This is a genomic window from Sphingobium amiense (assembly GCF_003967075.1).
Classification (GTDB): domain Bacteria; phylum Pseudomonadota; class Alphaproteobacteria; order Sphingomonadales; family Sphingomonadaceae; genus Sphingobium; species Sphingobium amiense.
This window is the reverse complement of the sequence record NZ_AP018664.1, coordinates 3177545-3203679: the sequence shown is the minus strand read 5'-3', so window position 1 is coordinate 3203679 and position 26135 is coordinate 3177545. Positions and strand designations below refer to the sequence as shown.

Annotated in this window: 27 protein-coding genes; 13 read left to right on the top strand and 14 right to left on the bottom strand. The window is 65.4% G+C overall.

The features are described 5' to 3' along the window. Positions 1-162 precede the first annotated feature (162 nt). The 6 genes from mnmA to thiL all read left to right on the top strand — a co-directional run bounded on the left by mnmA (position 163) and on the right by thiL (position 5736). A complete protein-coding gene (mnmA, locus tag SAMIE_RS15610; protein WP_066699927.1) occupies positions 163-1269 on the top strand; it encodes a tRNA 2-thiouridine(34) synthase MnmA in 1107 nt (368 codons plus the stop codon). 86 nt (positions 1270-1355) lie between these two features. After that, positions 1356-2306, top strand: a complete 951-nt coding sequence (locus tag SAMIE_RS15605; protein WP_066699929.1) for an alpha/beta hydrolase — start codon at positions 1356-1358, stop codon at positions 2304-2306. A 52-nt stretch (positions 2307-2358) separates the two neighbouring features. Then, positions 2359-3021 (top strand): ATP phosphoribosyltransferase, encoded by a 663-nt coding sequence (hisG, locus tag SAMIE_RS15600; RefSeq protein WP_066699931.1) that lies wholly within the window; start codon positions 2359-2361, stop codon positions 3019-3021. Beyond that, positions 3011-4300 (top strand): histidinol dehydrogenase, encoded by a 1290-nt coding sequence (gene hisD, locus SAMIE_RS15595; protein ID WP_066699933.1) that lies wholly within the window; start codon positions 3011-3013, stop codon positions 4298-4300. The genes hisG and hisD overlap by 11 nt, the downstream gene beginning before the upstream one ends. A 21-nt stretch (positions 4301-4321) precedes the next feature. After that, a complete protein-coding gene (gene nusB / locus SAMIE_RS15590; protein ID WP_066699935.1) occupies positions 4322-4768 on the top strand; it encodes a transcription antitermination factor NusB in 447 nt (148 codons plus the stop codon). Between the two features lie 53 nt (positions 4769-4821). Further along, positions 4822-5736 carry a thiamine-phosphate kinase gene (gene thiL, locus SAMIE_RS15585; protein ID WP_066699936.1) on the top strand — a complete coding sequence of 305 codons (915 nt, stop codon included), beginning with the start codon at positions 4822-4824 and terminating at the stop codon, positions 5734-5736. Positions 5737-5833: 97 nt separating this feature from the next. On the opposite strand, the gene SAMIE_RS15580 is transcribed toward thiL, so the two are convergent. Together SAMIE_RS15580 and SAMIE_RS15575 are read right to left on the bottom strand one after the other, a co-directional pair. Then, the gene (locus SAMIE_RS15580; protein ID WP_066700035.1) at positions 5834-6463 is read right to left on the bottom strand and encodes a DUF1345 domain-containing protein; all 630 of its coding nucleotides are present in this window, start codon (positions 6461-6463) and stop codon (positions 5834-5836) included. A 41-nt stretch (positions 6464-6504) separates the two neighbouring features. Further along, a complete protein-coding gene (locus SAMIE_RS15575) occupies positions 6505-7083 on the bottom strand; it encodes a peptidase S14 (RefSeq protein ID WP_408641243.1) in 579 nt (192 codons plus the stop codon). 131 nt (positions 7084-7214) lie between these two features. Between SAMIE_RS15575 and ruvA the strand changes: the two genes are divergently transcribed. The 3 genes from ruvA to SAMIE_RS15560 all read left to right on the top strand — a co-directional run bounded on the left by ruvA (position 7215) and on the right by SAMIE_RS15560 (position 10724). Beyond that, entirely contained in the window at positions 7215-7823 is a 609-nt protein-coding gene (ruvA, locus tag SAMIE_RS15570; RefSeq protein WP_066699938.1) for a Holliday junction branch migration protein RuvA, read from the top strand. Further along, complete coding sequence (gene ruvB / locus SAMIE_RS15565) at positions 7820-8842, top strand: Holliday junction branch migration DNA helicase RuvB (RefSeq protein WP_066699939.1); 1023 nt, start codon at positions 7820-7822, stop codon at positions 8840-8842. The genes ruvA and ruvB overlap by 4 nt, the downstream gene beginning before the upstream one ends. A 139-nt stretch (positions 8843-8981) precedes the next feature. After that, positions 8982-10724, top strand: coding sequence for an AMP-dependent synthetase/ligase (locus tag SAMIE_RS15560; protein ID WP_066700036.1), 1743 nt, complete (start codon positions 8982-8984; stop codon positions 10722-10724). A gap of 4 nt (positions 10725-10728) precedes the next feature. Here the strand turns inward: SAMIE_RS15560 and SAMIE_RS15555 are convergent, their stop codons facing one another. The 5 genes from SAMIE_RS15555 to SAMIE_RS15535 all read right to left on the bottom strand — a co-directional run bounded on the left by SAMIE_RS15555 (position 10729) and on the right by SAMIE_RS15535 (position 15060). Next, positions 10729-11049: a HigA family addiction module antitoxin gene (locus SAMIE_RS15555; RefSeq protein ID WP_066699941.1), complete on the bottom strand. Its 321-nt coding sequence runs from the start codon at positions 11047-11049 to the stop codon at positions 10729-10731. Then, positions 11021-11302 carry a type II toxin-antitoxin system RelE/ParE family toxin gene (locus SAMIE_RS15550; protein ID WP_066699943.1) on the bottom strand — a complete coding sequence of 94 codons (282 nt, stop codon included), beginning with the start codon at positions 11300-11302 and terminating at the stop codon, positions 11021-11023. Before SAMIE_RS15550 ends, SAMIE_RS15555 begins: the two co-directional genes overlap by 29 nt. Positions 11303-11410: 108 nt before the next feature. After that, entirely contained in the window at positions 11411-13594 is a 2184-nt protein-coding gene (gene uvrB, locus SAMIE_RS15545) for an excinuclease ABC subunit UvrB (RefSeq protein ID WP_066699945.1), read from the bottom strand. 40 nt (positions 13595-13634) lie between these two features. Next, positions 13635-14066 (bottom strand): hypothetical protein, encoded by a 432-nt coding sequence (locus tag SAMIE_RS15540; RefSeq protein WP_066699946.1) that lies wholly within the window; start codon positions 14064-14066, stop codon positions 13635-13637. After that, a complete protein-coding gene (locus SAMIE_RS15535) occupies positions 14053-15060 on the bottom strand; it encodes a LysM peptidoglycan-binding domain-containing protein (RefSeq protein ID WP_066699948.1) in 1008 nt (335 codons plus the stop codon). The genes SAMIE_RS15540 and SAMIE_RS15535 overlap by 14 nt, the downstream gene beginning before the upstream one ends. Positions 15061-15199: 139 nt before the next feature. On the opposite strand from SAMIE_RS15535, the gene SAMIE_RS15530 reads away from it, so the two are divergent. Together SAMIE_RS15530 and SAMIE_RS15525 are read left to right on the top strand one after the other, a co-directional pair. Further along, complete coding sequence (locus tag SAMIE_RS15530) at positions 15200-15748, top strand: DUF3617 domain-containing protein (RefSeq protein ID WP_066699950.1); 549 nt, start codon at positions 15200-15202, stop codon at positions 15746-15748. 149 nt (positions 15749-15897) lie between these two features. Next, complete coding sequence (locus tag SAMIE_RS15525; RefSeq protein WP_066700038.1) at positions 15898-16401, top strand: DUF3617 domain-containing protein; 504 nt, start codon at positions 15898-15900, stop codon at positions 16399-16401. Positions 16402-16405: 4 nt separating this feature from the next. Here SAMIE_RS15525 and SAMIE_RS15520 read toward each other — a convergent pair whose 3' ends face one another. The 6 genes from SAMIE_RS15520 to SAMIE_RS15495 form a co-directional block, all read right to left on the bottom strand. Next, positions 16406-17581, bottom strand: a complete 1176-nt coding sequence (locus SAMIE_RS15520) for an MBL fold metallo-hydrolase (protein WP_066699952.1) — start codon at positions 17579-17581, stop codon at positions 16406-16408. Positions 17582-17718: 137 nt separating this feature from the next. Beyond that, positions 17719-19080 carry a methyl-accepting chemotaxis protein gene (locus SAMIE_RS15515; protein ID WP_066699954.1) on the bottom strand — a complete coding sequence of 454 codons (1362 nt, stop codon included), beginning with the start codon at positions 19078-19080 and terminating at the stop codon, positions 17719-17721. 103 nt (positions 19081-19183) lie between these two features. After that, positions 19184-20239, bottom strand: coding sequence for a DUF3667 domain-containing protein (locus tag SAMIE_RS15510; protein WP_066699955.1), 1056 nt, complete (start codon positions 20237-20239; stop codon positions 19184-19186). Positions 20240-20308: 69 nt separating this feature from the next. After that, positions 20309-20548 (bottom strand): hypothetical protein, encoded by a 240-nt coding sequence (locus SAMIE_RS15505; protein ID WP_066699956.1) that lies wholly within the window; start codon positions 20546-20548, stop codon positions 20309-20311. A gap of 104 nt (positions 20549-20652) precedes the next feature. Beyond that, on the bottom strand, positions 20653-22173 hold the full coding sequence (locus tag SAMIE_RS15500; protein WP_066700040.1) for a fumarate hydratase: 1521 nt from the start codon (positions 22171-22173) through the stop codon (positions 20653-20655). An 80-nt stretch (positions 22174-22253) separates the two neighbouring features. Continuing rightward, positions 22254-22913, bottom strand: a complete 660-nt coding sequence (locus SAMIE_RS15495) for a glutathione S-transferase family protein (RefSeq protein ID WP_066699957.1) — start codon at positions 22911-22913, stop codon at positions 22254-22256. A 446-nt stretch (positions 22914-23359) separates the two neighbouring features. Between SAMIE_RS15495 and SAMIE_RS15490 the strand changes: the two genes are divergently transcribed. Both SAMIE_RS15490 and SAMIE_RS15485 read left to right on the top strand, forming a co-directional pair. Continuing rightward, the gene (locus SAMIE_RS15490) at positions 23360-25297 is read left to right on the top strand and encodes a ribonucleoside-diphosphate reductase subunit alpha (RefSeq protein WP_408641242.1); all 1938 of its coding nucleotides are present in this window, start codon (positions 23360-23362) and stop codon (positions 25295-25297) included. Positions 25298-25400: 103 nt separating this feature from the next. After that, a complete protein-coding gene (locus tag SAMIE_RS15485) occupies positions 25401-25793 on the top strand; it encodes an endonuclease domain-containing protein (RefSeq protein ID WP_232037279.1) in 393 nt (130 codons plus the stop codon). Positions 25794-25804: 11 nt separating this feature from the next. Here SAMIE_RS15485 and SAMIE_RS15480 read toward each other — a convergent pair whose 3' ends face one another. Continuing rightward, entirely contained in the window at positions 25805-26068 is a 264-nt protein-coding gene (locus SAMIE_RS15480; protein WP_066700044.1) for a DUF2171 domain-containing protein, read from the bottom strand. Between the last annotated feature and the right edge of the window lie 67 nt (positions 26069-26135).

The window sequence follows — 26135 nt, the reverse complement described above, 5'->3', positions numbered from 1 at the left end:
GACCCCCTCTGTAAGGGCAAATGGATAAGGCTCGGTAAATCAACACCGGCCCGATCAGGCCATTTGACTGATTTTCATCGTCAATTCGGCCATTTGCCCGCTCAGGGCGGTCACAATTTGTTAACTTTGCGCCGCGCGCCGCGCTGCACTATATGCGCGGTCATGCAGCCCCAGTTCCAGCTTGCCGCGCCGCTGTCGCAGCGGCGTATCGTGGTCGCCATGTCGGGTGGCGTGGATTCGAGCGTCGTCGCGGCGCTCGCGGCGCGGACGGGCGCGGAAGTCATCGGCGTCACGCTCCAGCTTTACGATCATGGCGCGGCGGTGGGGCGCACCGGCAGTTGCTGCGCGGGGCAGGACATACGCGATGCGCGCGCGGTGGCCGACCGGATCGGCATCGCCCATTATGTCTTCGACTATGAAAGCCGCTTCCGCGACTCGGTGATCGCCGATTTCGCCGACGAATATATGGCGGGCCGCACGCCCATTCCGTGCGTGAAGTGCAATATGGGCGTCAAGTTCACCGATCTGTTCCAGATCGCGCGCGATCTGGGCGCCGACTGCCTCGCCACCGGCCATTATGTCCGCCGGGTGGAAGGCTTGGCCGGAGCGGAACTGCACCGCGCCGCCGACCCGGCGCGCGACCAGAGCTATTTCCTGTTCGCCACCACGCAGGCGCAGCTCGACTATCTGCGCTTTCCTCTCGGGGGATTGCCCAAGCCGCTGGTGCGGGAAATCGCCGCCGAACTCGGCCTGTCGGTGGCGCTCAAGCCCGACAGTCAGGACATCTGCTTCGTGCCCGACGGCGATTATGCGAAGATCGTGCGCAAGCTGCGTCCCGATGCCGACGAGGGCGGCGACATCGTCCATGTCGATGGCCGGGTGCTGGGCCGGCATCGCGGGCTGATCCACTACACGGTCGGCCAGCGCAAGAGGCTGGAGATCGGCGGCCAGCCCGACCCGCTCTATGTCGTGCGGCTGGATGCGGAAGGCCGCCGCGTCATCGTGGGGCCGAAGGCCGCGCTGGCCGTTTCCGGCGCGGTCCTGACCGACATCAACTGGCTGGGCGGCGGCTTTGCGGGGCCGCTGACCGCGAAGGTGCGGTCGATGGCGAAACCCGTTCCAGCGCGGCTGGAGGACGACCGGCTGCTGTTCGACGCGCCCGAATATGGCGTCGCGCCGGGACAGGCGGCGGTCCTCTATGCAGGCGACCGCGTGCTGGGCGGCGGCTGGATCGCGAGCACGCAAGCGGCGATGGCGGACGCCGCCTGAGGGCGATCTACGACTCCAAGGCGGTTGCCGGGCATCGCGGCCCGATCCTAAGACTGGCGCATCGCTGGAACGAGGATGCCGGAACCATGAAGAGGATGCGCGCCACCGCCCTGGCCCTGCTGGCCTGTCTCGCCTCGCTCATTCTCTCGACGCCCGCCATGGCGCAGCCGTCCCCGTCCGCCCTGCCGCCCCGCGCGCCCCGGCCGCTGAACCCGCCGCCTCAGCAAGTCTTTGCTCTCTGGCCCGAAGGCGCGCCGGGCACCGACCCCGCCCGCCGCAAGGAGCCGGAGAAGGCGGAAAGCTATTATATCCGCAACATTCACGACCCCTCGCTGACCGCTTACCCCGCCGATCCGCGCCACGACAATGGCGCGGCGGTCATCGTCATTCCCGGCGGCGGGCACGGCTTCCTCGTCTGGAAGACCGAAGGCACGGACGTCGCCCTGCGCCTCAACCAGATGGGCGTCCACGCCTTCGTCCTCAAATATCGCCTCGCGCGCGAAGAGGGTTCGACCTACTCGATAGAGCGCGACGCCGCTGCAGACACGCGCCGCGCCATCCGTTACCTGCGCGCCAACGCCGCCAGCCTCGGCATCGACCCGCACCGCGTGGGCGTAATGGGCTTTTCGGCGGGCGGGGAACTGGTGTCGCTGGTCTCCGACAACCCCGAACCCGCGCGCGGGTGGAAGCCCGATGCCGTCGACCGGCAGGACGGACGGCCCGATTTCCAGATCCTCGTCTTTCCCGGACCGCTCGGCGTGCCGGACAAGGCAGCGAAGGACGCGCCGCCCGCCTTCATCACGTCCGGCTCGCTCGACGCCTGCTGCATGCTCCCGGCGCTCAACCTCTACACCCGGTTGCAGGCGCAGGGCGTGCCCGCCGAACTGCACATCTATGCGGAGGCTGACCATGCCTTCAATCTGGGAGAGCGGTCGGGCCTGCTCTCGCTCCAGCACTGGCCCGAACGGCTCGCCGACTGGCTGGCCGATGGCGGATGGCTGGACGGACGGGGCGGGAAGGCCGTTCCCCGGCGCTGACGCGGGTGCACAGCTTGCCCTTTCCCGCCTCGCCAAGTAAGGCGCGGCGGTCATGACTCGCCCGCTCACCTTCGCCATTCCCAAGGGCCGCATCCTCGAAGAGGCGCTGCCCCTGCTCGCCCGCGCCGGTATCGAACCGGAGGCGGAATTTCATGACAAGAAGAGCCGCGCGCTGCGCTTCGCCACCAACCGCCCGGACGTGTCGATCATCCGCGTGCGCGCCTTCGACGTCGCGACCTTCGTCGCCCATGGCGCGGCGCAGATCGGCATCGTCGGATCGGACGTGGTGGAGGAGTATAGCTACTCCGAACTCTACGCGCCCGTCGATCTCGACATCGGCCATTGCCGCCTTTCGGTCGCCGAACCTGCGGGTCTCGCCGACGAAGATCAGGCGGCGATGAGCCATGTGCGCGTCGCCACCAAATATCCGAACCTCACCCGCCGCTATTACGAAGCGCGCGGGCTTCAGGCCGAATGCGTGAAACTGAACGGCGCGATGGAGCTTGCGCCTTCGCTCGGCCTGTCGCGGCGGATCGTCGATCTCGTCTCCTCGGGCGCGACGCTGAAGGCCAACGGCCTCGTCGAAACCGATGTCATCATGCAGATTTCCGCGCGCCTGATCGTCAACCGCGCCGCCTACAAGATGCGCTCCGCCGACCTCACGCCGCTGGTGGAGGCGTTCCGCGCCGCCGTGGGGGTGAAGAATGCCGCTTAGGCTCGACACGGGGGACGCTGGCTTCGCCGCCGCCTTCACCGCGCTGGTCGATGCGCGGCGCGAGGCGGACGAGGATGTCTCGCGTGACGTGACCGCGATCCTGCGGCGCGTGCGCGCGGAAGGCGATGCCGCGCTCGCGGACTATACGCAGCGGTTCGACGGGCACGACCTCGATCGAAGCGGATGGGCCGTCACGGCGGCGGAAACGCGCGCGGCGCTCCATTCCACTCCGACCGACCTGCGCGACGCGCTGGAACTCGCCGCCGCGCGCATCACCGCCTATCATGAAAAGCAGAAGCCGCAGGACAGCGATGGCGTGGACGGCGCGGGCGTGCGCCTCGGCGCGCGCTGGACGCCGGTGGATGCGGCGGGCCTCTATGTGCCGGGCGGACGCGCCGCCTATCCCAGCTCGCTGCTGATGAACGTCATCCCGGCGAAGGTTGCGGGCGTGCGCCGCATCGCCATGGTGACGCCGACGCCGAAGGGCGAGATCAACCCGCTCGTCCTCGCCGCCGCGCAGATTGTGGGGATCGAGGAAATCTGGCGCGTGGGCGGGGCGCAGGCGGTGGCCGCGCTCGCCTACGGCACGGATCACATCCGGCCCGTCGATGTCGTCACCGGCCCCGGCAATGCCTGGGTCGCCGAAGCCAAGCGGCAGCTTTACGGCGTCGTCGGCATCGACATGGTGGCGGGACCGTCCGAGATCGTCGTCGTCGCGGACGGGCGGAACGATCCCGAATGGATCGCCGCCGACCTCCTCAGCCAGTCGGAGCATGACCCGACCAGCCAGTCTATCCTCTTCACCGACGACGCGGCCTTCGCCGATGCGGTGGCGCAGGCGGTCGACCGGCAGATCCCGGCGCTCTCCACCCATGCCGTCGCGCGGACGAGCTGGGATGCCAATGGCGCGATCATCCTCGTGCCCGACCTTGCCGAAGCGATGCCGCTGGTCGACCGGCTCGCGCCCGAGCATCTCGAACTCGCGGTCGACGATCCCGACGCCCTGTTCGCGCAGGTCCGTCATGCCGGTTCGGTCTTCCTCGGCCGGATGACGCCCGAAGCGGTGGGCGATTATGTCGCCGGGCCGAACCATGTGCTGCCCACGGGCCGCCGCGCGCGCTTCTCCTCGGGCCTCTCGGTGCTCGATTTCATGAAGCGCACCAGCTTCCTTGGCCTCGATACGGGTGCGATCCGCGCCATCGGCCCGGCGGCGGTCGCGCTGGCGCAGGCCGAAGGGCTGCCCGCCCATGCCGCATCGGTGGCGTTGCGCCTGCGGTAAGACCGGAGTAGGGGACCGCCGATGAACGATCGCTCCAAATCCCGTTCCGCCGCGCGCCTCGCCGCGGTGCAGGCGCTCTACCAGCTTGAGATGGAAGGGACGCCGGTTCCCACCCTGCTGCACGAATTTCACCAGCACCGCCTCGGCGCGACCATCGAGGACGTGACCTATGCGCAGGCGGAGGAAGCTTTCTTCGACGACATCGTGACCGGCGTGGACAAGCGCCGCGACGAAATCGACGCGCTGATCGCCGCCCGCCTGTCGAGCGGATGGAGCCTCGACCGGCTCGACCGGCCGATGCGCCAGATATTGCGCGCGGGCACTTACGAGCTGCTCGCCCGCAAGGATGTCGGCACCGGCACCGTCATCAGCGAATATGTCGATGTCGCCCACGCCTTCTATGACAAGCGCGAGGCGGGCTTCGTCAACGGACTGCTCGACGGCGTGGCGAAGGACGTGCGCGGCTGATCCTGCGCCGCAAGCCGATGGCGCGCGCGATGACGATGGCCTAAGGCCGGGGCATGGCGGACGAGCAACGCTTTCTCGATCACCTGCGCAGCCGCGCGACGCATGAAGCCGCGCGCGGGCTGCTGGACGATGTCGCGCTGCTGACCGTCGGCAACGCGCGGCTGATCCTGACCAGCGACACGATCGTCGAGGGCGTCCACTACCTCCCCGGCGACCCGCCGCAGGACATCGGCTGGAAACTGGCGGCGGTGAACCTGTCCGATCTGGCGGCCAAGGGCGCGCAGCCCCTCGCCTGCCTGCTCAACTACAGCCTGTCGGGCGCGGCGGAATGGGACGCGGCCTTTCTCGACGGCCTTCATGCCGCGCTCGAACGCTATGGCATGCCGCTGATCGGCGGCGACACGGTGAAGATGCCCGCGGGGTCGGCGCGCAGCTACAGCCTGACCGCCATCGGCGAAGCCACGGGCGACGTTCCGACGCGCGCGGGCGCAAGGGCGGGCCATCGGCTTTATGTGACGGGTCCGGTCGGGGATGCGGGCGCGGGGCTGGACCTGTTGCGCTGTGACGCGGGCGCGCAGGGACCGCTGATCGACGCCTATCGCCGTCCCCGCCCCCGTATTGCCGAAGGCGTGCTGCTCGCCCCGCTGGCCAGCGCGATGATGGACCTGTCGGACGGCCTCCTGATCGACGCCGCCCGCATGGCGCGGGCAAGCGGCGTTGCCATCCGCATCGACCATATCCCCCTGTCCCCGGCGCTGGAGCAGGCGCGCGGGGCGAGTCTCGCCACGCGGATCGCGGCGGCGCAGGCGGGCGACGATTATGAACTTCTCTTCGTCCTGCCGCCGGACGTCACGCCGCCGGTCCATGCCATCCCGGTGGGCGAAGTGGCAGAGGGCGCGGGCCTCTCACTCCGGATCGACGGCGCGCCTGTGCCTCTCCCCGACCGCCTCGGGTGGCAACATGGTTAGAGCGCGATCCGATCATACGGGATCGGATCGCGCTCCAGCTTCCTTTGTTTGCCGCATTTTCCGGGTCAGCGGACGATTCGTCCGCTTCGAAAATGCTCTAGCCCGCGCCGCCCAGCACGTTGATGGTGAAGGCGAGGATGCCGAGGTTGAACAGGAAAGCGGCGAAACAGTGGAACAGCGCCGTCCGCCGCACCGCCGTTCCCGTCATCGCCACGTCCGATGTCTGGAACGTCATGCCGAGGGTGAAGGCGAAGTAGAGGAAATCCCAGTAGCCCGGTTCCTTCGTTTCGGGAAAGTCGATGCCGCCGCCGTCATGCCCCTTCGCGTCGGGCAGGTAGAAGATATGCGCATAATGCATCGCATAGACAAGGTTGGAAAAGAGCCACGCGATCAGCAGCGTCGCCAGCAGCAGAGCGATGGAGGCGGCGTCCGGCCCGCCATGCTGGCTCACCGCCACGCCCACCGCGACGAGGATCACGAGGCACACGATCCCGGTCATCAGCAGCATCAACTGCCGGTTCGCGTCATTCTCCGCCGCCTTGCGCCGCATATCGTCCGGCTTCGCGCCGATCAGCGGCGCGACCGACACCATGAACGCCAGAGCCGCGACATCGAACCCGCCCATCACCGCCTCATGCCATGGCAGCGCGAGCGCCAGCGGCACGATGACGGCAAGCAGCGCCAGAAACATGCCATAGCGCCATGGGAGGAGGGGTTTTTTGCGCATCCGCCCATGAAAGGCGCGTTCGCGCGGCTTGGCAAGCGGCTTCACAGCACGGCGGCGACCAGCCCGCGCGCCTGCGCCTCATTGGCTTCGAGATACCAGTTCTCCGGCGCCTTTTGCAGCAACTCGTCCATCGTGATGTCCGATCCGGTGATGAGGTTCTGGAACCCTTCATTCTGGATTTCGATCGACGACCGGATTTCGTGCAGGCTGGCCTTCAGCGTCGCGATGCAGGTGCTGAGCGGGCCGGACAGGTCGATCGTCTTGGTGATGAGCCGTTCATGGATCATCACCCGCGTGCCCCGCGTCAGATAGCGGTTCTCCGCCGCGAAAAATCCCATGAAGGTCGCGCCCGCCGAATAGACCGCCGTCTTGCCGAGGAACACCAGCCGACGCTGCGGGCAGAGGTCCGAATGAAATCTTATGTCCTCCCCCATCATCCGCGCCACTTCGGGGTCGCCGCCCAGCGTGGACATCTCCACGACGACGAGGCCTTCCTGCGGCGCATTCGTCAGGCTGCTGCGGAAATGCAGATACATGGACTGGTCGACATTGCCCGACAGGCTGATGGCGGGAAACTGGAAGTCTCTGGGGCTGAGCAGCGGCGCGCTCGACGTGAACATGGACATATCCTTGGATTTTTGACGCGGGATCGGGCTGCACTACGCACGGGCGGGCGAAAGGTGCCGCGCTTTGTGCTGGCGCGACGCGCCACAGGCTGTAAAGAACAGATCATGACCAGGGGGCGGCGGGAATGATCGCGAAACTCAAAGGGCGGCTCGACAGCACGGGCACCGACCACGCCATCATTGACGTGGGCGGCGTCGGCTATCTGGTCGGCGCATCCTCCCGCACGCTGGCGGCGCTGGGACCGGTCGGGGAAGCCGTCACCATCCACACCGAAATGCTGGTGGCGGAGGATTCGATCCGGCTGGTCGGCTTCGCCCGCGCGGAGGAGCGCGACTGGTTCCGCCTGCTCACCCATGTGCAGGGCGTGGGATCGCGCGTGGCGCTGGCCATCCTGTCCGCGCTCGAACCGCTGGAGCTGCACCGCGCCGTCGCCATGGGCGACAGGGCGATGATCGCGCGCGCGAACGGCGTCGGGCCGAAACTCGCCCAGCGCATCGTCAATGAACTCAAGGACAAGACCGGCGCGGCGCCGGCGGGCGGTCCGGTCGGTGTGGGCGGCGCGGTGGCGATGCCCGCCGGCAGCCTCAGCGCCGACGCCCTCTCCGCGCTGCAAAATCTGGGCTTCAAGCCGGGTGAAGCGAGCAGCGCCGTCGCCGCCGCCGAAGAGGAACTGGGCGACAGCGCCAGCCTCGACGCGCTCGTCCGGCTGGCGTTGCGGAAGGCGGCGAAGTGACCGACGACGACCGCCTCCTCACCCCTTCGCGCCGTCCCGAGGATGTCGACGCCGCGCTGCGCCCCAAATCGCTCGACGAGTTTGTGGGCCAGCAGGCCGCGCGCGAAAATCTGCGCATCTTCATTCAGGCGGCGAAGTCGCGCGGGGACGCGCTCGACCATGTGCTCTTCTTCGGGCCGCCGGGCCTTGGCAAGACGACGCTGGCGCAGATCGTGGCAAAGGAAATGGGCGTCGGCTTTCGCGCCACATCCGGCCCGGTCATCGCCAAGTCGGGCGATCTCGCGGCGCTGCTCACCAATCTGGACGAGGGCGACGTGCTGTTCGTGGACGAAATCCACCGCCTCAACCCGGCGGTCGAGGAAGTGCTCTATCCCGCAATGGAGGATCGCGCGCTCGACCTCATGATCGGGGAGGGGCCGTCCGCCAGATCGGTGCGCATCGACCTGCCGCGCTTCACGCTGGTGGGCGCGACCACGCGGCAGGGGCTGCTGACGACGCCGTTGCGCGACCGGTTCGGCATTCCCGTCCGCCTCCAATTCTACACCGTCGAGGAGCTGGAGCTGGTCGTGCGCCGCGCCGCCCGCCTGCTCGATCTTCCCATCACCCCGGACGGCGCGGTCGAGATTGCGCGCCGGTCGCGCGGAACGCCGCGCATCGCGGGCCGCCTGCTGCGCCGGGTGCGCGATTTCGCCAATGTCGCGGGCGCGCCCAGCGTTGATCGCAAGGTGGCGGACGCCGCGCTTCAGCGGCTGGAGGTCGACCAGCTTGGCCTCGACCTCATGGACCGGCGCTACCTGATGATGATCGCCGACATTTATCGCGGCGGCCCGGTCGGCGTGGAAACGCTCGCCGCCGGTCTTTCCGAAGCGCGCGACACGATCGAGGAAGTGATCGAACCTTACCTGATCCAGCTCGGCCTCATCGCCCGCACCGCGCGGGGGCGCTGCCTCAACGGTCCGGGCTGGAAGCATCTCGGCCTCAACCCGCCACAGGGGGCGCAGGACGGCCTGTTCGACTGACGCAACCATCCAAAAGCCGTGGCCGTTACGGCAAGGGGCGGCTATAGCCGTTGCCAGCACAGGACGCGCAGCAGACGCGCCGTAAAACCGCAGGAGTCGAGCCTTGCAGGCGATCGAGAAATTCCCGAACCTCGTCACCATGTTCTTCGCGCGCGCCGCGCAGAAGGGCGACGCGCCTTTCCTCTGGCGCAAGGAAGCGGGCCAGTGGCAACCGCTGAGCTGGAACGAAGTGGCGCGGCAGGTCGCGTCCATCGCCGCCGCGCTGAAGGCGCAGGGGCTGCGGCCCGGCGATCCGGTGATGCTGGTGAGCGAGAACCGCCCCGAATTCTGCATCGCCGACCTTGCGATCATGGCGGCGGGCTGCGTCACGGTGCCGACCTACACCACCAACACCACGCGCGATCACCAGCATATCCTGACCGACAGCGGCGCGCGGGCCGTCATCGTCTCGACCGCCAAGCTCGCGCAGGCGCTGATGCCCGCCGTGGTCCGCTCCCAGGCCAGCTTCGTCATCGGCATGGAGCCGCTGCGCGGGGCGCAGGGCACATCGACCTGCCACCTCTGGAGCGACCTCATCGCCGGGCACCCGGCCGACGTCGCGGCCTGCGCGGCGGCGCAGACGGCGAAGCGCGAAGACCTCGCCTGCATCATCTACACCAGCGGCACCGGCGGCGCGCCGCGCGGTGTGATGCAGCATCATGGCGCGATCCTCCTCAATTGCGAGGGCGCGGCGGCGGTCGTGAACGAGGATTTCGGGGTCGGGGACGAGGTGTTCCTCTCCTTCCTCCCGCTCTCTCACGCCTATGAGCATAGCGGCGGCCAGTTCCTCCCCATGCTGCTGGGCGGGCAGATCTATTATGCCGAAGGTCTGGAAAAGCTCGCTTCCAATATCGAGGAGACGCGGCCCACCATCATGGTCGTCGTCCCCCGCCTGTTCGAAGTGCTGCGCGCCCGCATCATCAAGGCCATCGAAAAGCAGGGCAAATTTCCCGCCTATCTGCTCGGACAGGCGATGCGCATCGCCGCGAAGGAACAGGCGGGCCGGGGCAGCATCCTCGACGCGCCGATGAAACTGATCCTCTCGCGCACCCTGGTGCCCAAGATTCGCGCGCGCTTCGGCGGGCGGATGAAGGCGCTGGTGTCGGGCGGCGCGCCGCTCAATCCGGACGTGGGCCTTTTCTTCGACGCGATGGGCCTCACGCTGCTGCAGGGCTATGGCCAGACCGAAGCGGGGCCGGTCATCAGTTGCAACCGCCCCAGCGCCGGGATCGCGATGGAAACGGTCGGCCCGCCGCTCGACGGGGTGGAAGTCAGGATCGCCGAGGATGGCGAGATACTGGTGCGCGGCGAACTGGTCATGCACGGCTACTGGCGCAACCCGGCGGAAACGGAGAAGGCGCTGAAGGACGGCTGGCTCCACACCGGCGACATCGGCGAGTTCGATGCGAAGGGCCGCATCCGCATCACCGACCGCAAGAAGGACCTGATCGTCAACGACAAGGGCGACAATGTCTCCCCGCAGAAGGTCGAGGGGATGCTGACGCTCCAGAGCGAGATCGGGCAGGCGATGGTCCATGGCGACCGGCGCCCGCATCTCGTCGGACTGATCGTGCCGGACGCCGAATGGACGCGCGAATGGGCGGAGGCAAAGGGCATTCCCGTTGCACAGGCGGCGTCCGACCCCGCCTATATGGCGGCGCTGCGTGCGGCGGTGGACCGGGTGAACGACGACCTGTCGGTGATCGAACGCGTCCGCCGCTTCATCCTCGCGGACGAACCCTTCACCATCGAGAATGAACAGATGACGCCCTCGATGAAGATCAGGCGGCACGTGATCCGCAAGGTTTATGCGGAGCGGCTCGACGCGCTGTACAAGGGGTGAGCGGTCAGGCGGCGCGGGGGACGATGCGGTCGAGATCGTCCTTCAGCGCCCGCTTGGCTTCCAGCAGTTCATACTGATCCTGCAACCGCAGAAAGAAGCCCTCCGACATGCCGAAATAGCGACCGAGGCGAAGGTCCAGTTCACCGTCCATCGCGCGTTCGCCGCTGATGACGGCCGCCAGCCGATCAACAGGCACGGCAATCAGCGCAGCTATCTGTTCCACGGAAAGATCGAGTGGCTCCATAAATTCGGACAGCAGCATTTCCCCGGCATGCGCGTTATGCAGCCAGTCGGGATCAGTGATAATCGGCGATTTCGACGTCATGGGCATCATCGTCCTTCCAGACGAAACATATACGCCATTGCATGTTGATGGAAATGGAATGTTGACCCTGCCGATCGCCTTTCAGGGCGTGTAGACGGTTGCTTGGTGGATTACGCAAATCGTCGAGGCTCTCAGCGGCGTCGATCATCCTGAGGCGGACGTAAGCGCGCTGAGAGATGTCCGCCGGAAGCTTGCGACTGCGTCCACCGTTCCATATTTTCTCGGCTTCGGCATCGGCGAAGGAGCGGATCATTACGGCTTCCTAAATGAAAAAGGCTGACGGGCAAACTAGCCTGTCAGCGGCTAGTGCTTCCATTAGTCCTTTTCTACGGACGCCAGATTGGCCTTCGTGATCTGCTGCCTATCGCCCGAACTTCTTCTGCACCTTCCCGTATCGCAGCTTCCGCGTCCCCGGCTTGCCCTCGGTCGCGCGGCCCCTCGGCGCGGCGACCTGCTGCTCCGCCGGCAGCCCAAGCTCTTCCGCCTCCAGCTTGCGGATTTCGTCGCGGATGCGACCCGCTTCCTCGAACTCCAGATCGGCCGCCGCCGCGCGCATCTTCTTTTCCAGTTCCTCGATATAGGCGCGAAGGTTGTGGCCGACCATGTGCGGGCGGTCGTCGAGGCCCGTGTCGACCGTGACCTGATCCTTGGATGCCACATGGGCGATGATGTCGCCGATGTTGCGCTTGATCGTGGTCGGCGTGATGCCGTGCGCTTCGTTATAGGCCTGCTGCTTCTCGCGCCGCCGCGACGTTTCGTTGAGCGCGCGTTCCATCGACCCGGTAATACGGTCGGCGTAGAGGATGACGCGCCCCTCGACATTGCGCGCGGCGCGGCCGATGGTCTGGATGAGCGAGGTTTCCGAGCGCAAAAAGCCCTCCTTGTCCGCGTCCAGGATCGCCACCAGCCCGCATTCGGGAATGTCCAGCCCCTCGCGCAGCAGGTTGATGCCGATCAGCACGTCATAGACGCCCAGCCGCAGATCGCGGATCAGCTCGATACGCTCCAGCGTCTCGACGTCGCTATGCATGTAGCGGACCTTGATCCCCGCCTCATGCATGAACTCGGTCAGATCCTCCGCCATCCGCTTGGTCAGCGTGGTGACGAGCGTGCGGTAGCCCTGGGCCGCGACCTTGCGGCATTCGTTGATGAGATCGTCGACCTGATCCTCGACCGGCTTGATCTCGACCGGCGGGTCGATCAGGCCGGTGGGGCGGATCACCTGTTCGCTGAACACGCCGCCGGTCTGCTCCATCTCCCAAGGACCGGGCGTGGCGGAAACACTGACCGTCTGCGGCCGCATCGCGTCCCATTCGTTGAAGCGCAACGGGCGATTGTCGATGCAGGACGGCAGGCGAAATCCATATTCGGCCAGCGTGATCTTGCGCCGGTGGTCGCCGCGCGCCATCGCGCCGATCTGCGGAACGGTCTGGTGGCTTTCGTCCACGAACAGCAACGCGTTTTCGGGCAAATATTCGAACAGGGTCGGCGGCGGCTCGCCGGGCAGGCGGCCGGTCAGGAAGCGGCTGTAATTCTCGATCCCCGCACACGATCCTGTCGCCGCGATCATCTCCAGGTCGAAATTGGTGCGCTGCTCCAGCCGCTGCGCCTCCAGCAGCTTGCCCTCGGCCACCAGTTCCTTGAGGCGTTCGGCCAGTTCGAAGCGGATCGCCTCCATCGCCTGCTTGAGCGTCGGGCCGGGGGTGACATGGTGGCTGTTGGGGAAGACCTTGACGTAATCGAGCGACGCGATCTTCTTTCCGGTCAGCGGATCGAACTCAACAATCTCCTCGATCTCGTTGCCGAAGAAGCTGACGCGCCAGGCCGTGTCCTCATAGTGCGACGGAAAAATCTCCAGATTGTCGCCCTTCACGCGGAAATTCCCGCGCGCGAACCCTGCATCGTTGCGCTTGTACTGGAGCGCGACCAGTTTCCGTATGATCTCGCGCTGGTCCTCGATCCCGCCCTTCTTCATGCTGAAGGTCATGGCCGAATAGGTTTCGACCGACCCGATGCCATAGAGACAGGATACCGACGCGACGATGATGACGTCGTCCCGCTCCAGCAGCGCGCGGGTGGCCGAATGGCGCATCCGGTCGATGCTCTCGTTTACCGAGCTTTCCTTCTCGATATAGGTGTCCGACCGCGGCACATAGGCTTCGGGCTGATAATAGTCGTAATAGCTGACGAAATATTCGACGGCGTTCTCGGGGAAGAAGCTCTTGAACTCGCCGTAGAGCTGCGCCGCGAGGATCTTGTTGGGCGCGAGGATCAGCGCCGGGCGCTGCATCGCCTCGATCGTCTTCGCCATGGTGAAGGTTTTGCCCGAACCCGTGACGCCCAGCAGCACCTGATCCCGCTCGCCCGCCCGCGCCGCCGCGACCAGTTCCGCAATGGCGGTCGGCTGGTCGCCCGAAGGCTCATAATCGCTCACAAGCTTGAACGCCCGCCCGCCCTCGCTCTTCTCGGGGCGTGCGGGCCGGTGCGGGACAAAGCTCTGCCCGGTCTCCGGTTCGGACAGGTCGGTGCGGATTTGAATTGTCATGGCGGCAATATGGGGCGCGGAACGCGGGGCGCAATCGGCTTTACGGTTTCAGCTCGACCGCGGTTCCGGGCATGGGCGGGTAGACGACGGGCTTGTCGCCGAAGCGGGCGCGAACAGCAGCTTGGCGGCGTTCGTCATCCACGACCTCAACATCTACCTGATCGGGATATTTGAAACTTGCAGTGAACTTTCCGTCTTTGATGTCATATTCCATTACGGACCAGCGCTTGATGCCGCCCACCTTGGACTCGGCGTGCCATGCTTCCCAGAGCAGGTCCGTTATGGTCTCATCATTTGAATCATAATAGCGGATGACGTCACGATCGGCCTTGAAAATACTATAGCTGATCCATCTGTCGCCAATCTCTACATAGAGAAAAACGCCATTCGGATCGCCGCCAACTATATGAGCTAATTCACCTCCAATCTGATTAAAAATTGGTCCAAGTACGTCGAATTTATCTTTCGTCATTGTGAGCGCCCTTTGCTTCGTTTGCGAACCTCTTTGTGCTTTTATGCCCGTTGATTGTCCATGTGACATTAAGCTGATAAGGTCGTCTGGAAGCTCCTTGGTACAACGCGTCAATATCGATGGCCACCTTGTGCCCAGCGCGTAAAGCTTTTGCCCAATCGTCTTCTAGCTTGCGATAGGCGCCACGGTTGAAATTGCGATCCTGTGCGAAATGGTTGAAGCTGTCGCTGGGGCCATTGAAGCGAGCAGCGATGAAATGGCCGCCATCGTCCTTCCCTTGGCGGCGATCCGGCTTGCCGGCCTGTGCCTGATTGCTCCTTGAGCGCGGCGCGATTGGACCATCAGACAGTTCACCATGCACTTTGTGCGTGCGCGCAACAGGGTCGATATGGAAATCATAGCCATTCTTGCTTTCCTTTCGGCCCGGTCTATCCAGTATCTGGCTTTCCAGCGATGGCGGATGGGCGACGTTCGGCGGCAATTTACCGCCATGCGTGTCCATGTAATGGGACAGCGCCACGAACTTGTTCTTGGCCGACCGCCCTGCATCCAGATAAGCCTGATGCGGTACTTTGATTTGCTGGCCGACCTTGAGCGGCTGGTCGATCGGCTGCTTGTTGAGCCAGGCGAGGTCGGCTGCGGACAGCCCCTCACGCTGGGCTGCGATCCGCGACAGGGAGTCACCTGGCCGCACCGTGTAGATGGCGTAATTATCTGGATGGCGGGCACTGTTCCGACCGGGAACGGACATATTTTCCGCGCTGCCGTTCCCCGGCGGAGGAGGCGTCTTGACCTGCCGGGCCATGTTCGCCGTTTCCGGCTTCCCAGCCCCGCCCGCGCCGAAATAGCGCCCCTGCCCCGCAAAGGTGAAGCGACCATTCTCTTCGTCATGCCACGGATTGAACTTCACTTCGATCTCGGCAGCGGTGAGCCTGCGGCCGGTACGAAGATAGAGCGAGAAGGCCGCTCGCTGGCCAAAGGTTGATTGCTGCATTCAAACTTCCCCCAAAGTTGAACGGGCAATTAGCATATTGATCAGAACAAAACAAGAACAATAGGATTCCGTTACTCTCCATTGAACCCATGTTCGTGCCTGTTATGCTCGCCCCGTGGCGGAAACAGGGAGAATGGTCATGCGTGCGACAATGGCGACGGTGATGATGGCAACGGCCTTGCTCGCCGCCTGTTCGGACAAGCCGGGTGAAAAGGCGGGCAATATCGCCGCGACCGACGCCATGTCGAAGGCGGAGGTGAAGGCGCAGGTCGACAGGGTGCAGTTGAAGCCCGGCCAGTGGGAAGGGCGCTTCACCATAAAGGACATCGACATGCCGCAGATGCCCGAAGGGGCGAAGGTCGAGATGAAGCGCATGATGACCCGGCATGTGCTGCGCTACTGCGTCACGCCCGAACAGGCCGCCAACCCGAGCGGCGACATGTTCTCTGGGCAGGAGAACAGGGATTGCACCTATGGCGACTTCGCGGTTGCGGACGGGAAGGTGAAGGGCCAGCTTTCCTGCAGGAGCGACGGTGGCACCATGAACGCGGCGATGAGCGGCACCTATGCGCCGGAAAGCTACGCCATCGACATGGATATGAAGATGGAGGGCGGCCCGCACGCCATGGCGATGACCGCGCGGTCGGAAGGCAGGTGGATCGCGGCGGACTGCGCATCGCAGGATTAGGGCCGGCCGATCCGCCTGACGCGCTGGATCGCGGACAGGCCGCCGGACTTCCACGCACCCGTGCGCTGCCGCCGCTGATTTCGCTTGCGCTTTGACCCGGCCCGTTAGACCTTCCTCCCCGTTCCGAACGAGAACAGGGGAGAGGCATGATGCTGAAAATGCTGTGGGTGGCATTGCCGCTGACGGGTGTGATGGCTCTGGCGGCGTGCGGGAGCGATCCCGCGCCAGCGCCCGAGGCTGAGGAAAAGCCGATCGTCATGCAGGCGGGCCAGTGGGAACTGACGCGCAAGACCACCGGTTACAATACGCCCACCGTCACGCCCGCCCAATATCAGGAAGCGCTCAAGCAGGTGAGCGAGGACAAGGTCTGCATTTCCGTCGACAGGGACGGCCTGCCCACCCCCGACGCGATCGCGGGGACGGAGGGCAGCGACTGCACCTACAAGGACAAGCTGGCGCGCAAGGGCCGGCTGATCGCCACCCTTTCCTGCAAGGCAGGCAAGGGCACGTCCGAGATCGCGGTGGAGGGCAATTACACCGCCGACACGCTGACGCTCGGCGCCACCATGACGAAAGTCGAGGGCGGCTCGCCGGTGTTGCGCACCACGCATGACCTGACCGGGCGGCGCGTGGGCGACTGTCCCGCCGGATAGCGCCTCATTCGAGCGCGCGGAATGCGCGCTCGTCGCAGCTTTTGGGGCCGACGGTGACGGGGCGGACCGTCGGAACGCTGAGCATCTGTCCGATGCGCAGCGGGGCGAAGCGTTTCCGGTCGATCCCTTCGCACCGCAGCGCCAGCTCCAGCATGCGCGGCGGCGTGTCCCACTGTTCGTAGGACAGGCGGAATGTGCCCCAGTGGATCGGGATCGCGGTCGATGCGCCCAGCCGCCTGAATATCTCCACCGCCTGAACCGGGCCGATATGCGCGTCGGACTGCATCTGCCCCTTCCGGAAGCGGAACGCGCCGATGGGGATCAGCGCCAGCCGGATCGGGCCGTAGCGCCGCGCTTCATAGGGCCATGCCATGTCGCCCGCGCCAGTGTCTCCGGCGAAGAAGATGTTCCCCGCGCGCGTTGCGATGACGAAGCTCGACCAGAGCGCGCGATTGCGGTCGGCGCCCCAGCGGCTGCCCCAGTGATGGCTGCGCGTCACATGCACGCGATAGTCGGGGCAATGTTCGTAGGAGCCGCACTGGACCACTGCGTCGGGCGCCAGCCCGTTGAGCGCCGCGCCGCTCACCGACTGGCCCCAGTCCAGCGCGGTCGACGGGATGCCCGCCGCTTTCAGGATCGCGTCATTGCCAAGGCTGGTGACGATCTTCGGCCGGTCCCGCTCCCACAGCCGCTTAAGGGTCGGCAGGTCGAGATGGTCGTAATGATTGTGGCTGATGACGATCAGGTCGATTTTGGGCAGGTCGTCGAAGCGGATGCCGGGCTGCGCCACCCGCCTGGGGCCAAAGGGCGGGAAGGGGCTGGCATGGTCGGACCAGATCGGGTCGGTCAGGATGTTGAGGCCCGCTGCCTGCACCAGCACGGTCGCATGGCCGACCCATGTCGCGACCATCCCGCGCGGCGCGGCGAAGGGCGCGGGGCGGGCGGGCTTGACCGCAATCGCCTCGGGCCAGCGCGGCCGGCCGTCGTCCCCCAGCAGCCAGCGCAGGATGAAACCCTGTCGGCTCGCGCCCGTCGGCGCGGGCAGGCCGATCTCGCCATCGGGATTGAAGAAATGCGCGCCGTCATAATGGCCGCTGTCCGGCCCGCGATAATAGATGCGGTCGAGGAAGGGCGGCACGATCGTGACGGCCAGACACAGCGCGACGATCAGGAACAGCATCGCAACGCCAGCGCCGCGCGCAATGCGTATCAGGGGTGAAAGGGTCGGCGCGGCGCGGGTCACGGGACCGACATAGCGCGGCGGACAGAGCGGGCAAGGCTTCCTGCCCGATCGGGCCGCCGGATCGGGCGTCCGGATCAGCCCTGATCGCGATAGCCCAGTTGCAGGATGCCCCAGTGGCGTCCCTTGACGTGGATGGACGCGATCACCTGTTTCAGCAGGATGACGTCGCCATCGGCGGTCAGGCGGCGATAGGCCTTGATGCGGAACGGCTTGACCGTGGTGCACTCCACCCGCGTATCTTCCCCGTCGAAGATCGAACCCTGCCTCGAATTTTCGAGATTCCAGTTGATGTCGCCGGGGCGCTGGGGCTGGGAGCGTTCGGGCATGGCAATCGCGCCGAACGCGTTGCGGTCGGTGAACGTCATGCCGAACAGGCCGGGAAATTGGCGCGCCATTTCCTGCCGCGCTCTGGCGGCCGGCAGCATCACCGCCTGCACCGGATGCGAAAAGAGCGGCGGGTTGCTTCCGGCAATCGGCTCATATTGGGGCCGCAGCACGTCCTCCAGCCCGATGACGCCCGCGTCGATGGCCGCTTCTATCGCCCCGGCCACGGCGGCTGCGCTGTCGAGGCAGAAGCGGATATAGGGCGAATCGGGAATGTCGACGCCGCTTTCCGCCAGATATTGCAGCAGCTTGTTGGTGTCCTCGCTTGCCGTCAGCACGCGGCCGGACAGGCGCTGCAGGCCATCGGCATTGTCGCTCGATGTGCTGGCGAGCGCGCTCAGGCCCGAGCGGATTTCCCCGGCGGACCCGACCATGGAGGCGATCCGTTCGGCGACCGCCTCGCTGTTGCTCGACAGCCCCTGCATCAGCGCGCCGAGCCGGTCGACCAGCGCTTCGATATTCTTGGTGTCGTTGAGCGCGGTGCGGGCCGTCTGCGCGCCGTGGGTGATGCTGTCCAGCATCCCGCCCGCCTCGCCGGTCAGCGCCGCGATCGACTGTTCGATGGTGTGGGTGGCGGCGGCGGTTTCCTGCGCCAGCTTCTTCACTTCGGATGCGACCACTGCAAAGCCCCGGCCCGCATCGCCCGCCCGCGCCGCCTCGATGGTGGCGTTGAGCGCGAGGAGGTTGGTCTGGCTGGCGATGCCGCTGATGACGCTGGTCACATGCGCGACGGTCTTGAGCGCCTCGCCAAAGCCGTCGAGGCGGCTGTGGACGCGGTTCACCTGTTCGATGAGGTCGACGAAATTATGGTTGGCCGCGGACAACTGACGCCCCGAGTCGTCGATGATCGACCGCGCCGCGATGGCTTTTTCGCGCGCATCCTGTCCCGCGCGCGACACACTGTCGCCATCGTGCGATAACTGAGTCGCCGCGCCGCTGATCGCCTCGATGGTGCGGGCCTGCTGCGTCACGCGCTCTGCCAGCTCGCTGATGTCCGCCTGAAGATCGAGCGTGCGCAGGCCCAGATCGCCCGACAGTTTGGCGACTTCCATGACGGCCGTCGACACGGCGTTCGATTGCGCTTCGTTTCTCACCCGTTGCTGGCTAGACCAGCGTGGTAAAGGAAGCGTTAGCGGTGCGCCGAACGGAGCGGCCCTATCCCATCAGCACCAGCATGGTGAAGAACAGCGACAGCGCGATGCAGGCGAAGAGGTAGAGGAAGGGCAGCCGCACCAGCGTCCCCGTCCGGCCCAGCGCGTAGGCGTCCTTGAACTGCCGGTACATGTGCCACAGCGCGAACAGCAGCAGCGCGCCCGTCACCAGCCCCGCCGAAGCGCCCATAGCGCCCAGCAGCATCGAACCGGAAAAGAGCAGCGACATGAAGGCAATGGAATAGGTGATGTAGACCGCATGGTCATACATCTTGAACCTTCGGCTGAACGGGAAGAGCAGCCAGAGGAAAGGCAGGGAAATGAGGATCAGCGCCCAGGAAAATTTATAGGCGTTGGCCTTGAGCTTGTAATAGGCGAAGTCGGGATTTTCCGCGGCGGCGTTCACCGCCCGGCCCACCGTTCGGGCGACGCCGCCGGTCAGCCCTTCGGCTTCCAGCGACCGGCTGATGTCGCTCGCCACGCCCACCCCCTTGCGGTCGTCGCGCGCATCGTCCAGCTTTTCGGTGAGCGTCGCGCGCCGGGCCTGCGACAGGCCGGGCGCCGCCAGTTCCCGCTCCAGCTTCGCGATCCGCGCGTCGATCTTCGCCGCTTCCCGGTGCAGCTCGGCGGCGGCGCCCCGGTCCATCGCCGGCCCCTTGGATGGCTCCCCGCCATGATGGCTGGTGAGCGAAAAGATCGCGTACATGAGGAAGGCGGAAAAGAGGAACAGGGCGAAGGGCGACACGAACTTCGCCCGCTCGCCATGGATGTAGCGCCGCGTCAGCTTGCCCGGCCGCAGCGCCAGTTCGGGCAGCGTCGTCCAGATCTTGCCCTCGAAATGCAGCACGCCATGGGCGAGGTCATGGCCGATTGCGAAGAAACTGCGGTGCAGATGCGTCGCCTGACCGCATTGGGCGCAATAATTGCCGCTGACGGGCGCGCCGCAATTGAGGCAGCTCCCCGCGTGCGCTACGCCCGCCTCGCCATGGTCAGGCTCGACCGCCCGCGCCAGCATGGCCCCCGTGACCGCGTCACCCGCCGCTTCCATGTCCCCTGTCATGCAGGGGAGATTATCAGCGGTGTATGATCCTGACCAGACGCCTCATGGGCGCAACCTTGCGCTCTCCTGTCAGCTCGGCTTGATGGCGGTGACGCTTGCGGCGGGCCGCTGCGCATCGCGGCCCATCGTCCAGTTGGTCTGGAGCCGCACCAGCGGATTGGGCGCGCACCAGATTTCTCCGCTGTCCGAAAGGCCCGTCACCCAGATCAGATTATGTTCCTGCCCATAGTCGATCACGGCAAAGGCAAAGCCCTGCCCCTTCCCCTCGACATGGACGGGCAGCGGCGGATCGAGCTGGGTGAAGGACATGGGTTCGGCTCCACGAATAGGGTGCCGCAACAATGCCCTGGGGTTAGCCCGCGTTCCTCTGCCGCAGCGCGGACTAACCCAGATCAGCACGATTCCCGATCCGTTCAGGCCTTTTCCAGCAGCCCCTCGCGCCGGATCTTTTCCTGCCACACCAAGGGCGCGAGGCGGTGGACATTCTGCCCTTCGCTGTCGACCGCGACGGTGACGGGCATGTCCTCGACCGTGAATTCGTAGATCGCTTCCATGCCCAGATCCGCAAAGCCCACGACCTTCGATTCCTTGATCGCGCGGGCGACCAGATAGGCCGCGCCGCCGACCGCCATCAGATAGGCGCTCCTGTGCTTCGCGATGCTGTCCGTGGCCGCCGGGCCGCGCTCGGCCTTGCCGACGCAGGCGGCAAGCCCCTGCTCCAGCATCATGTCCATGAACTTGTCCATGCGCGTCGCCGTCGTGGGACCGGCGGGGCCGACCACCTCGTCGCGGACCGGATCGACCGGGCCGACATAATAGATGACGCGGCCTTTGAAATCGACCGGCAGGCTCTCGCCCTTCTCCAGCATGTCGGCGATGCGCTTGTGGGCGGCGTCACGCCCGGTCAGCATCTTGCCGTTCAGCAGCAGCCGGTCGCCATGCTTCCAGCTCTGGACGACTTCGGGCGTCAGCGTGTCGAGATCGACGCGGATCGCTTCCTTGCTCGGCTTCCAGTCGACCTGGGGCCATTCGCTGAGCTTTGGCGCTTCCAGATAGGCCGGACCCGACCCGTCGAGCGTGAAATGCGCATGGCGGGTGGCGGCGCAGTTGGGGATCATCGCCACGGGCTTGCCCGCCGCATGGCAGGGATAGTCGTAGATCTTGACGTCGAGGATGGTGGAAAGCCCGCCCAGCCCCTGCGCGCCGATGCCCAGCGCATTCACCCTGTCGAAAATCTCGATCCGCATCTTTTCGATGTCGTTCTGCGGCCCGCGCGCCTTCAGCTCGCCCATGTCGATGGGTTCCATCAGGCTTTCCTTGGCCAGCGCGACGGCCTTTTCCGCCGTGCCGCCGATGCCGATGCCGAGCATGCCGGGCGGGCACCAGCCCGCGCCCATCTGCGGCACCATCTCCAGCACCCAGTCGACGATCGAGTCGCTGGGGTTCATCATCTTGAACTTGGTCTTGTTCTCGCTGCCGCCGCCTTTGGCCGCGACATCGACGATCACCTTGTTCCCCGGCACCATCTCGACGTTCAGCACGCAGGGCGTGTTGTCCTTCGTGTTCTGACGCGAAAAGGCCGGGTCGCGCAGGATGGAGGCGCGCAGGCGGTTTTCGGGGTTGAGGTAGGCGCGGCGCACGCCTTCGTCGACGACCTCCTGCATCGAGCGGCTATTGTCGTCGAGGCGGCAGTCCATGCCCCATTTGATGAAGACGTTGACGATGCCGGTGTCCTGGCAGATCGGGCGATGCCCCTCCGCGCACATGCGGCTGTTGGTCAGGATCTGCGCGATGGCGTCCTTCGCCGCCGGATTGGCCTCCGCCTCATAGGCTTTGCCGAGCGCGCGGATATAATCCATCGGATGATAATAGCTGATGAACTGGAGCGCGTCGGCCACGCTCTCGATCAGGTCGGCGGTCTTGATGAGTGTCATCGTGCCCATTTTCCCTATAGCCGCCCGCCCTGCACGGCGGGTCTTCGCAAGGCGCGGCTATAGGGCTTTGGACCGGAGCGTCAATGCGCCGCCAGCGGCCCGTCGGCGAAGGGGAACATCGGCCAGTAAGGCTCCTTCTCCTCCAGCACCCGCGCAAAGCTCGGCCGCGCCTCCAGCCGGGCGAGGCAGGCGGTGAGCGCGGGATGGCGGTCGCCCAGCGGCACGATCCGGTCGGCGTAGAAGAGCGCGGGCGCCGCCGCGCAGTCGGCCAGGGTGAAGGCCTCGCCCGCCGCCCACGTCCGACCCCCGATGCGCGACTCGAGCAGGGCATAGGCCTTGCCCAGCAAGCCGCACGCCTGCTCCACCGCCACCGGATCGCGTTTTTCCTCCGGCCGCAGCCGGTCTGCCACCAGCGCCTGCATCGGCGTCATGACATATTGGTCGAACAGTCGGTCCATCAGCCGCACCTCCAGCGCCGCATCGGGATCGGCGGGGAGGGGGCGGAAGCTGCCCGGCTCATGATGGGCGAGATATTCGATGACGATGCTGGCTTCGGCGACGGTTTCGCCGCGCACCGGATCGCGCAGGATCGGGAACTTCCCCAGCGGCCAGAGCGCCTGCCACTCCGCCGCGACCCCTTCGTCCGCCAGCATCCGCCGCTCGAAGGGGATGCCGCTTTCATACAGGGCGATCAGCACTTTCCAGCAATAGGAGGAAAGCGGGTGATAATAGAGGATCATAGCGGCTCCATCGGCAGGCACCACAAGCCATGGTGTGTCACCGGAATCGGCCACGCACCCTTTTGCGTGGCAAGACCCAATTTATTTTTTCTTCGCGCAATCCCTCTTGCCTTTTCCGGGTGGCAGGAAAGTCCGCGCGTCGCTGCGCTGCGGGGCGACCAACCGAGTCATGCTGTCGATGAACCGAGTCCCTGAACCGTCATTTACCCTCTTGCGCCTTTAAGCGGCTATGGCACTATCCATGGTATCGGGTTAACGGGGGTTACCCAACAGATTGTGATTGCAACGTCAGGACATTATCTTGGCGAGTGGACTTCTGTCCCCTGCGATCCGCTCTGCTGGGCTTTTTCCGTCCCGGCGAGGTCCGGTTGATGATAGGATGCGCGGCACGATGTCGCGAGCCGCTTGACCGAATCGAACGAAACAGGAACATTCAGGGGCGGCGCATGGACTTTCGGGATAGTGGACAAGGTGGCGACGTGGCAACTGTGATGGACGATCTGCTGGAAGCGACGAAGACGGAGGCGCCGGTGCAGCCGGCTCCGGCCGAGCCCGCTCCTGAAATCTCCGCCTCTTCGAAGATCGAGGCGCGGCGCTTCCATGTCACGACCGACGCGGCGCGCGACGCGCTGCTGACGGAATTCGGCAAGGATACGCTGAACGACCGCTACCTGCTGCCCGGCGAATCCTATCAGGATCTCTTCGCCCGTGTCGCCGCCGCCTATGCCGACGACGCCGACCATGCCCAGCGCGTTTACGACTATATCTCGAAACTCTGGTTCATGCCCGCCACCCCCGTGCTGTCCAACGGCGGCACCGGGCGCGGCCTGCCCATCAGTTGCTATCTCAACAGCGTCGACGACAGTCTGGAAGGCATCGTCAACACCTGGAACGAGAATGTCTGGCTCGCCTCGCGCGGCGGCGGCATCGGCACCTACTGGGGCAATGTGCGCGGCATCGGCGAGCCGGTGGGCCTCAATGGCAAGACCAGCGGCATCATCCCCTTCGTCCGCGTGATGGACAGCCTGACGCTGGCGATCAGCCAGGGGTCGCTGCGCCGAGGCTCGGCCGCCTGCTATCTCGACATCTCCCACCCGGAGATCGAGGAGTTCCTCGAAATCCGCAAGACCAGCGGCGACTTCAACCGCAAGGCGCTGAACCTGCATCACGGCGTCCTCCTGACCGACGAGTTCATGGAGGCGGTGCGCGACGGCGCGGACTTCAACCTGCGCAGCCCCAAGGACCAGTCGGTGCGCGGCACCGTCAACGCGCGCGCCCTGTTCCAGAAGCTGGTCGAAGTGCGCCTCGCCACCGGCGAACCCTATATCGTCTTCAACGACACCGTGAACCGCATGATGCCCAAGCATCACCGCGACCTCGGCCTCAAGGTGTCCACATCGAACCTCTGTTCGGAAATCACGCTGCCGACCGGGCGCGATCACCTCGGCAACGACCGCACGGCGGTCTGCTGCCTGTCGTCGATGAACCTTGAAACGTGGGACGAGTGGAAGGATCACCCGACCTTCGCGGAAGACATCATGCGCTTCCTCGACAATGTGCTTCAGGACTATATCGACCGCGCGCCGCCCGAAATGGCGCGCGCCAAATATAGCGCGAGCCGCGAACGCTCGGTCGGCCTTGGCGTCATGGGCTTTCACAGCTTCCTGCAGGCGCGGAACATCCCGTTCGAAGGCGCGATGGCGAAATCGTGGAACCTGCGCATCTTCAAGCATATCAGCGCCAAGGTGAACGAAGCCTCGATGCTGCTCGCCCACGAACGCGGCCCGTGCCCCGACGCCGCCGATCAGGGCGTGATGGAGCGTTTCTCCTGCAAGATGGCGATCGCGCCCACCGCGTCGATCAGCATCATCTGCGGCGGCACGTCGGCTTGCATCGAGCCGATCCCGGCCAATATCTACACGCACAAAACGCTGTCGGGCAGCTTCTCGATCAAGAATCCCTATCTGGAAAAGCTGCTGGCCGCCAAGTCGAAGGACAGCACCGCCGTCTGGAACTCGATCCTCGAAAAGGGCGGATCGGTCCAGCATCTCGACTTCCTGACCCAGGAAGAAAAGGACGTGTTCAAGACCAGCTTCGAAATCGACCAGCGCTGGCTGCTCGAACTTGCGGCCGACCGCACGCCCTATATCGACCAGGCGCAGTCGCTCAATCTGTTCATCCCGGCGGACGTGGAGAAATGGGATCTGCTCATGCTCCACTTCCGCGCATGGGAACTGGGCATCAAGTCGCTCTATTATCTGCGGTCCAAGTCGGTGCAGCGCGCGGGCTTCGCCGGCGGAGTGGAAGCGGACAACACGATCGACGCGCCCAAGTTCGAAATCGGCGAGACCACTGACTATGACGAGTGCCTTGCCTGCCAGTGACGACGGCCGAGCGCGCCTTAATTCCTCTCCCCTTGTGGGAGAGGAAGGGGCCCGCGAGGCGAAGCCGAGTGGGAAGGTGAGGGGGCTGACCAGGCGCCAGCGATTGCCGGCGCTGACTGTCTTCCGGTCCCGCGAATTGCGGCAGAATGCGACGGAGGCGGAAAAGCGGCTATGGGCCATGCTCCGCCGGACGTTGCCGGCGGCGAAATTCCGACGCCAGGTTCCGCTCGGCCCCTATTTCGCGGACTTTGTTTCGCACTCGGCAAAACTGGTCGTGGAAGTCGATGGCGGTCAACATAGCGAAGAAGGCGATGCAGCGCGCACAGCCTTTCTTGGAGCAGAAGGTTACCGTGTGATCCGGTTCTGGAACAAGGATGTGATGGACAATATCGAGGGGGTCTTGACGCAGATCGCCGCGACGCTGACCCCTCATCCTCCCACTTCGCTTCGCGAAGCGGGCCCCTCCTTCTCCCACAAGGGGAGAAGGGAGAGGTGATCCGTGCTAATTCACTCTTCTTCTTCGAACGTCACCGCGACATCGGCATTGGCGGAAAGCCGCACCGTGCCGTCCCCCTCGACCTCCGCGATCAGGCCCTGGCTGATATAGTGATGATGCCCTTCATGGCTTCCGGTAGCGCCCTCGATCAGCGCCCCGCTGTCCTTCCTAGTCAGCTTGATGCGGTCGCCATCGACATGGTCGACGGTGCCCACATGGACGCCGTCGGCGCCGATGACTTCGGCATGTTCCTTGATTTGGCTCAGATCGACCATCATTGCTCTCCTGTTGCTAGGGGGACGGCGACTGAACGTCCCGCCCTCGGTCCGGTTGCAACCGCCC

Bases quoted from the DNA above. Each gene is read 5' to 3' on its own strand.
- mnmA (WP_066699927.1), top strand. From the start codon at position 163: ATGCAGCCCCAGTTCCAGCTTGCCGCGCCGCTGTCGCAGCGGCGTATC.
- SAMIE_RS15605 (WP_066699929.1), top strand. From the start codon at position 1,356: ATGAAGAGGATGCGCGCCACCGCCCTGGCCCTGCTGGCCTGTCTCGCC.
- hisG (WP_066699931.1), top strand. From the start codon at position 2,359: ATGACTCGCCCGCTCACCTTCGCCATTCCCAAGGGCCGCATCCTCGAA.
- hisD (WP_066699933.1), top strand. From the start codon at position 3,011: ATGCCGCTTAGGCTCGACACGGGGGACGCTGGCTTCGCCGCCGCCTTC.
- nusB (WP_066699935.1), top strand. From the start codon at position 4,322: ATGAACGATCGCTCCAAATCCCGTTCCGCCGCGCGCCTCGCCGCGGTG.
- thiL (WP_066699936.1), top strand. From the start codon at position 4,822: ATGGCGGACGAGCAACGCTTTCTCGATCACCTGCGCAGCCGCGCGACG.
- SAMIE_RS15580 (WP_066700035.1), bottom strand. From the start codon at position 6,463: ATGCGCAAAAAACCCCTCCTCCCATGGCGCTATGGCATGTTTCTGGCG.
- SAMIE_RS15575 (WP_408641243.1), bottom strand. From the start codon at position 7,083: ATGTTCACGTCGAGCGCGCCGCTGCTCAGCCCCAGAGACTTCCAGTTT.
- ruvA (WP_066699938.1), top strand. From the start codon at position 7,215: ATGATCGCGAAACTCAAAGGGCGGCTCGACAGCACGGGCACCGACCAC.
- SAMIE_RS15560 (WP_066700036.1), top strand. From the start codon at position 8,982: ATGTTCTTCGCGCGCGCCGCGCAGAAGGGCGACGCGCCTTTCCTCTGG.
- SAMIE_RS15555 (WP_066699941.1), bottom strand. From the start codon at position 11,049: ATGACGTCGAAATCGCCGATTATCACTGATCCCGACTGGCTGCATAAC.
- SAMIE_RS15550 (WP_066699943.1), bottom strand. From the start codon at position 11,302: ATGATCCGCTCCTTCGCCGATGCCGAAGCCGAGAAAATATGGAACGGT.
- uvrB (WP_066699945.1), bottom strand. From the start codon at position 13,594: ATGACAATTCAAATCCGCACCGACCTGTCCGAACCGGAGACCGGGCAG.
- SAMIE_RS15540 (WP_066699946.1), bottom strand. From the start codon at position 14,066: ATGACGAAAGATAAATTCGACGTACTTGGACCAATTTTTAATCAGATT.
- SAMIE_RS15535 (WP_066699948.1), bottom strand. From the start codon at position 15,060: ATGCAGCAATCAACCTTTGGCCAGCGAGCGGCCTTCTCGCTCTATCTT.
- SAMIE_RS15530 (WP_066699950.1), top strand. From the start codon at position 15,200: ATGCGTGCGACAATGGCGACGGTGATGATGGCAACGGCCTTGCTCGCC.
- SAMIE_RS15525 (WP_066700038.1), top strand. From the start codon at position 15,898: ATGCTGAAAATGCTGTGGGTGGCATTGCCGCTGACGGGTGTGATGGCT.
- SAMIE_RS15520 (WP_066699952.1), bottom strand. From the start codon at position 17,581: ATGCTGTTCCTGATCGTCGCGCTGTGTCTGGCCGTCACGATCGTGCCG.
- SAMIE_RS15515 (WP_066699954.1), bottom strand. From the start codon at position 19,080: ATGGAAGTCGCCAAACTGTCGGGCGATCTGGGCCTGCGCACGCTCGAT.
- SAMIE_RS15510 (WP_066699955.1), bottom strand. From the start codon at position 20,239: ATGACAGGGGACATGGAAGCGGCGGGTGACGCGGTCACGGGGGCCATG.
- SAMIE_RS15505 (WP_066699956.1), bottom strand. From the start codon at position 20,548: ATGTCCTTCACCCAGCTCGATCCGCCGCTGCCCGTCCATGTCGAGGGG.
- SAMIE_RS15500 (WP_066700040.1), bottom strand. From the start codon at position 22,173: ATGACACTCATCAAGACCGCCGACCTGATCGAGAGCGTGGCCGACGCG.
- SAMIE_RS15495 (WP_066699957.1), bottom strand. From the start codon at position 22,913: ATGATCCTCTATTATCACCCGCTTTCCTCCTATTGCTGGAAAGTGCTG.
- SAMIE_RS15490 (WP_408641242.1), top strand. From the start codon at position 23,360: ATGGACTTTCGGGATAGTGGACAAGGTGGCGACGTGGCAACTGTGATG.
- SAMIE_RS15480 (WP_066700044.1), bottom strand. From the start codon at position 26,068: ATGGTCGATCTGAGCCAAATCAAGGAACATGCCGAAGTCATCGGCGCC.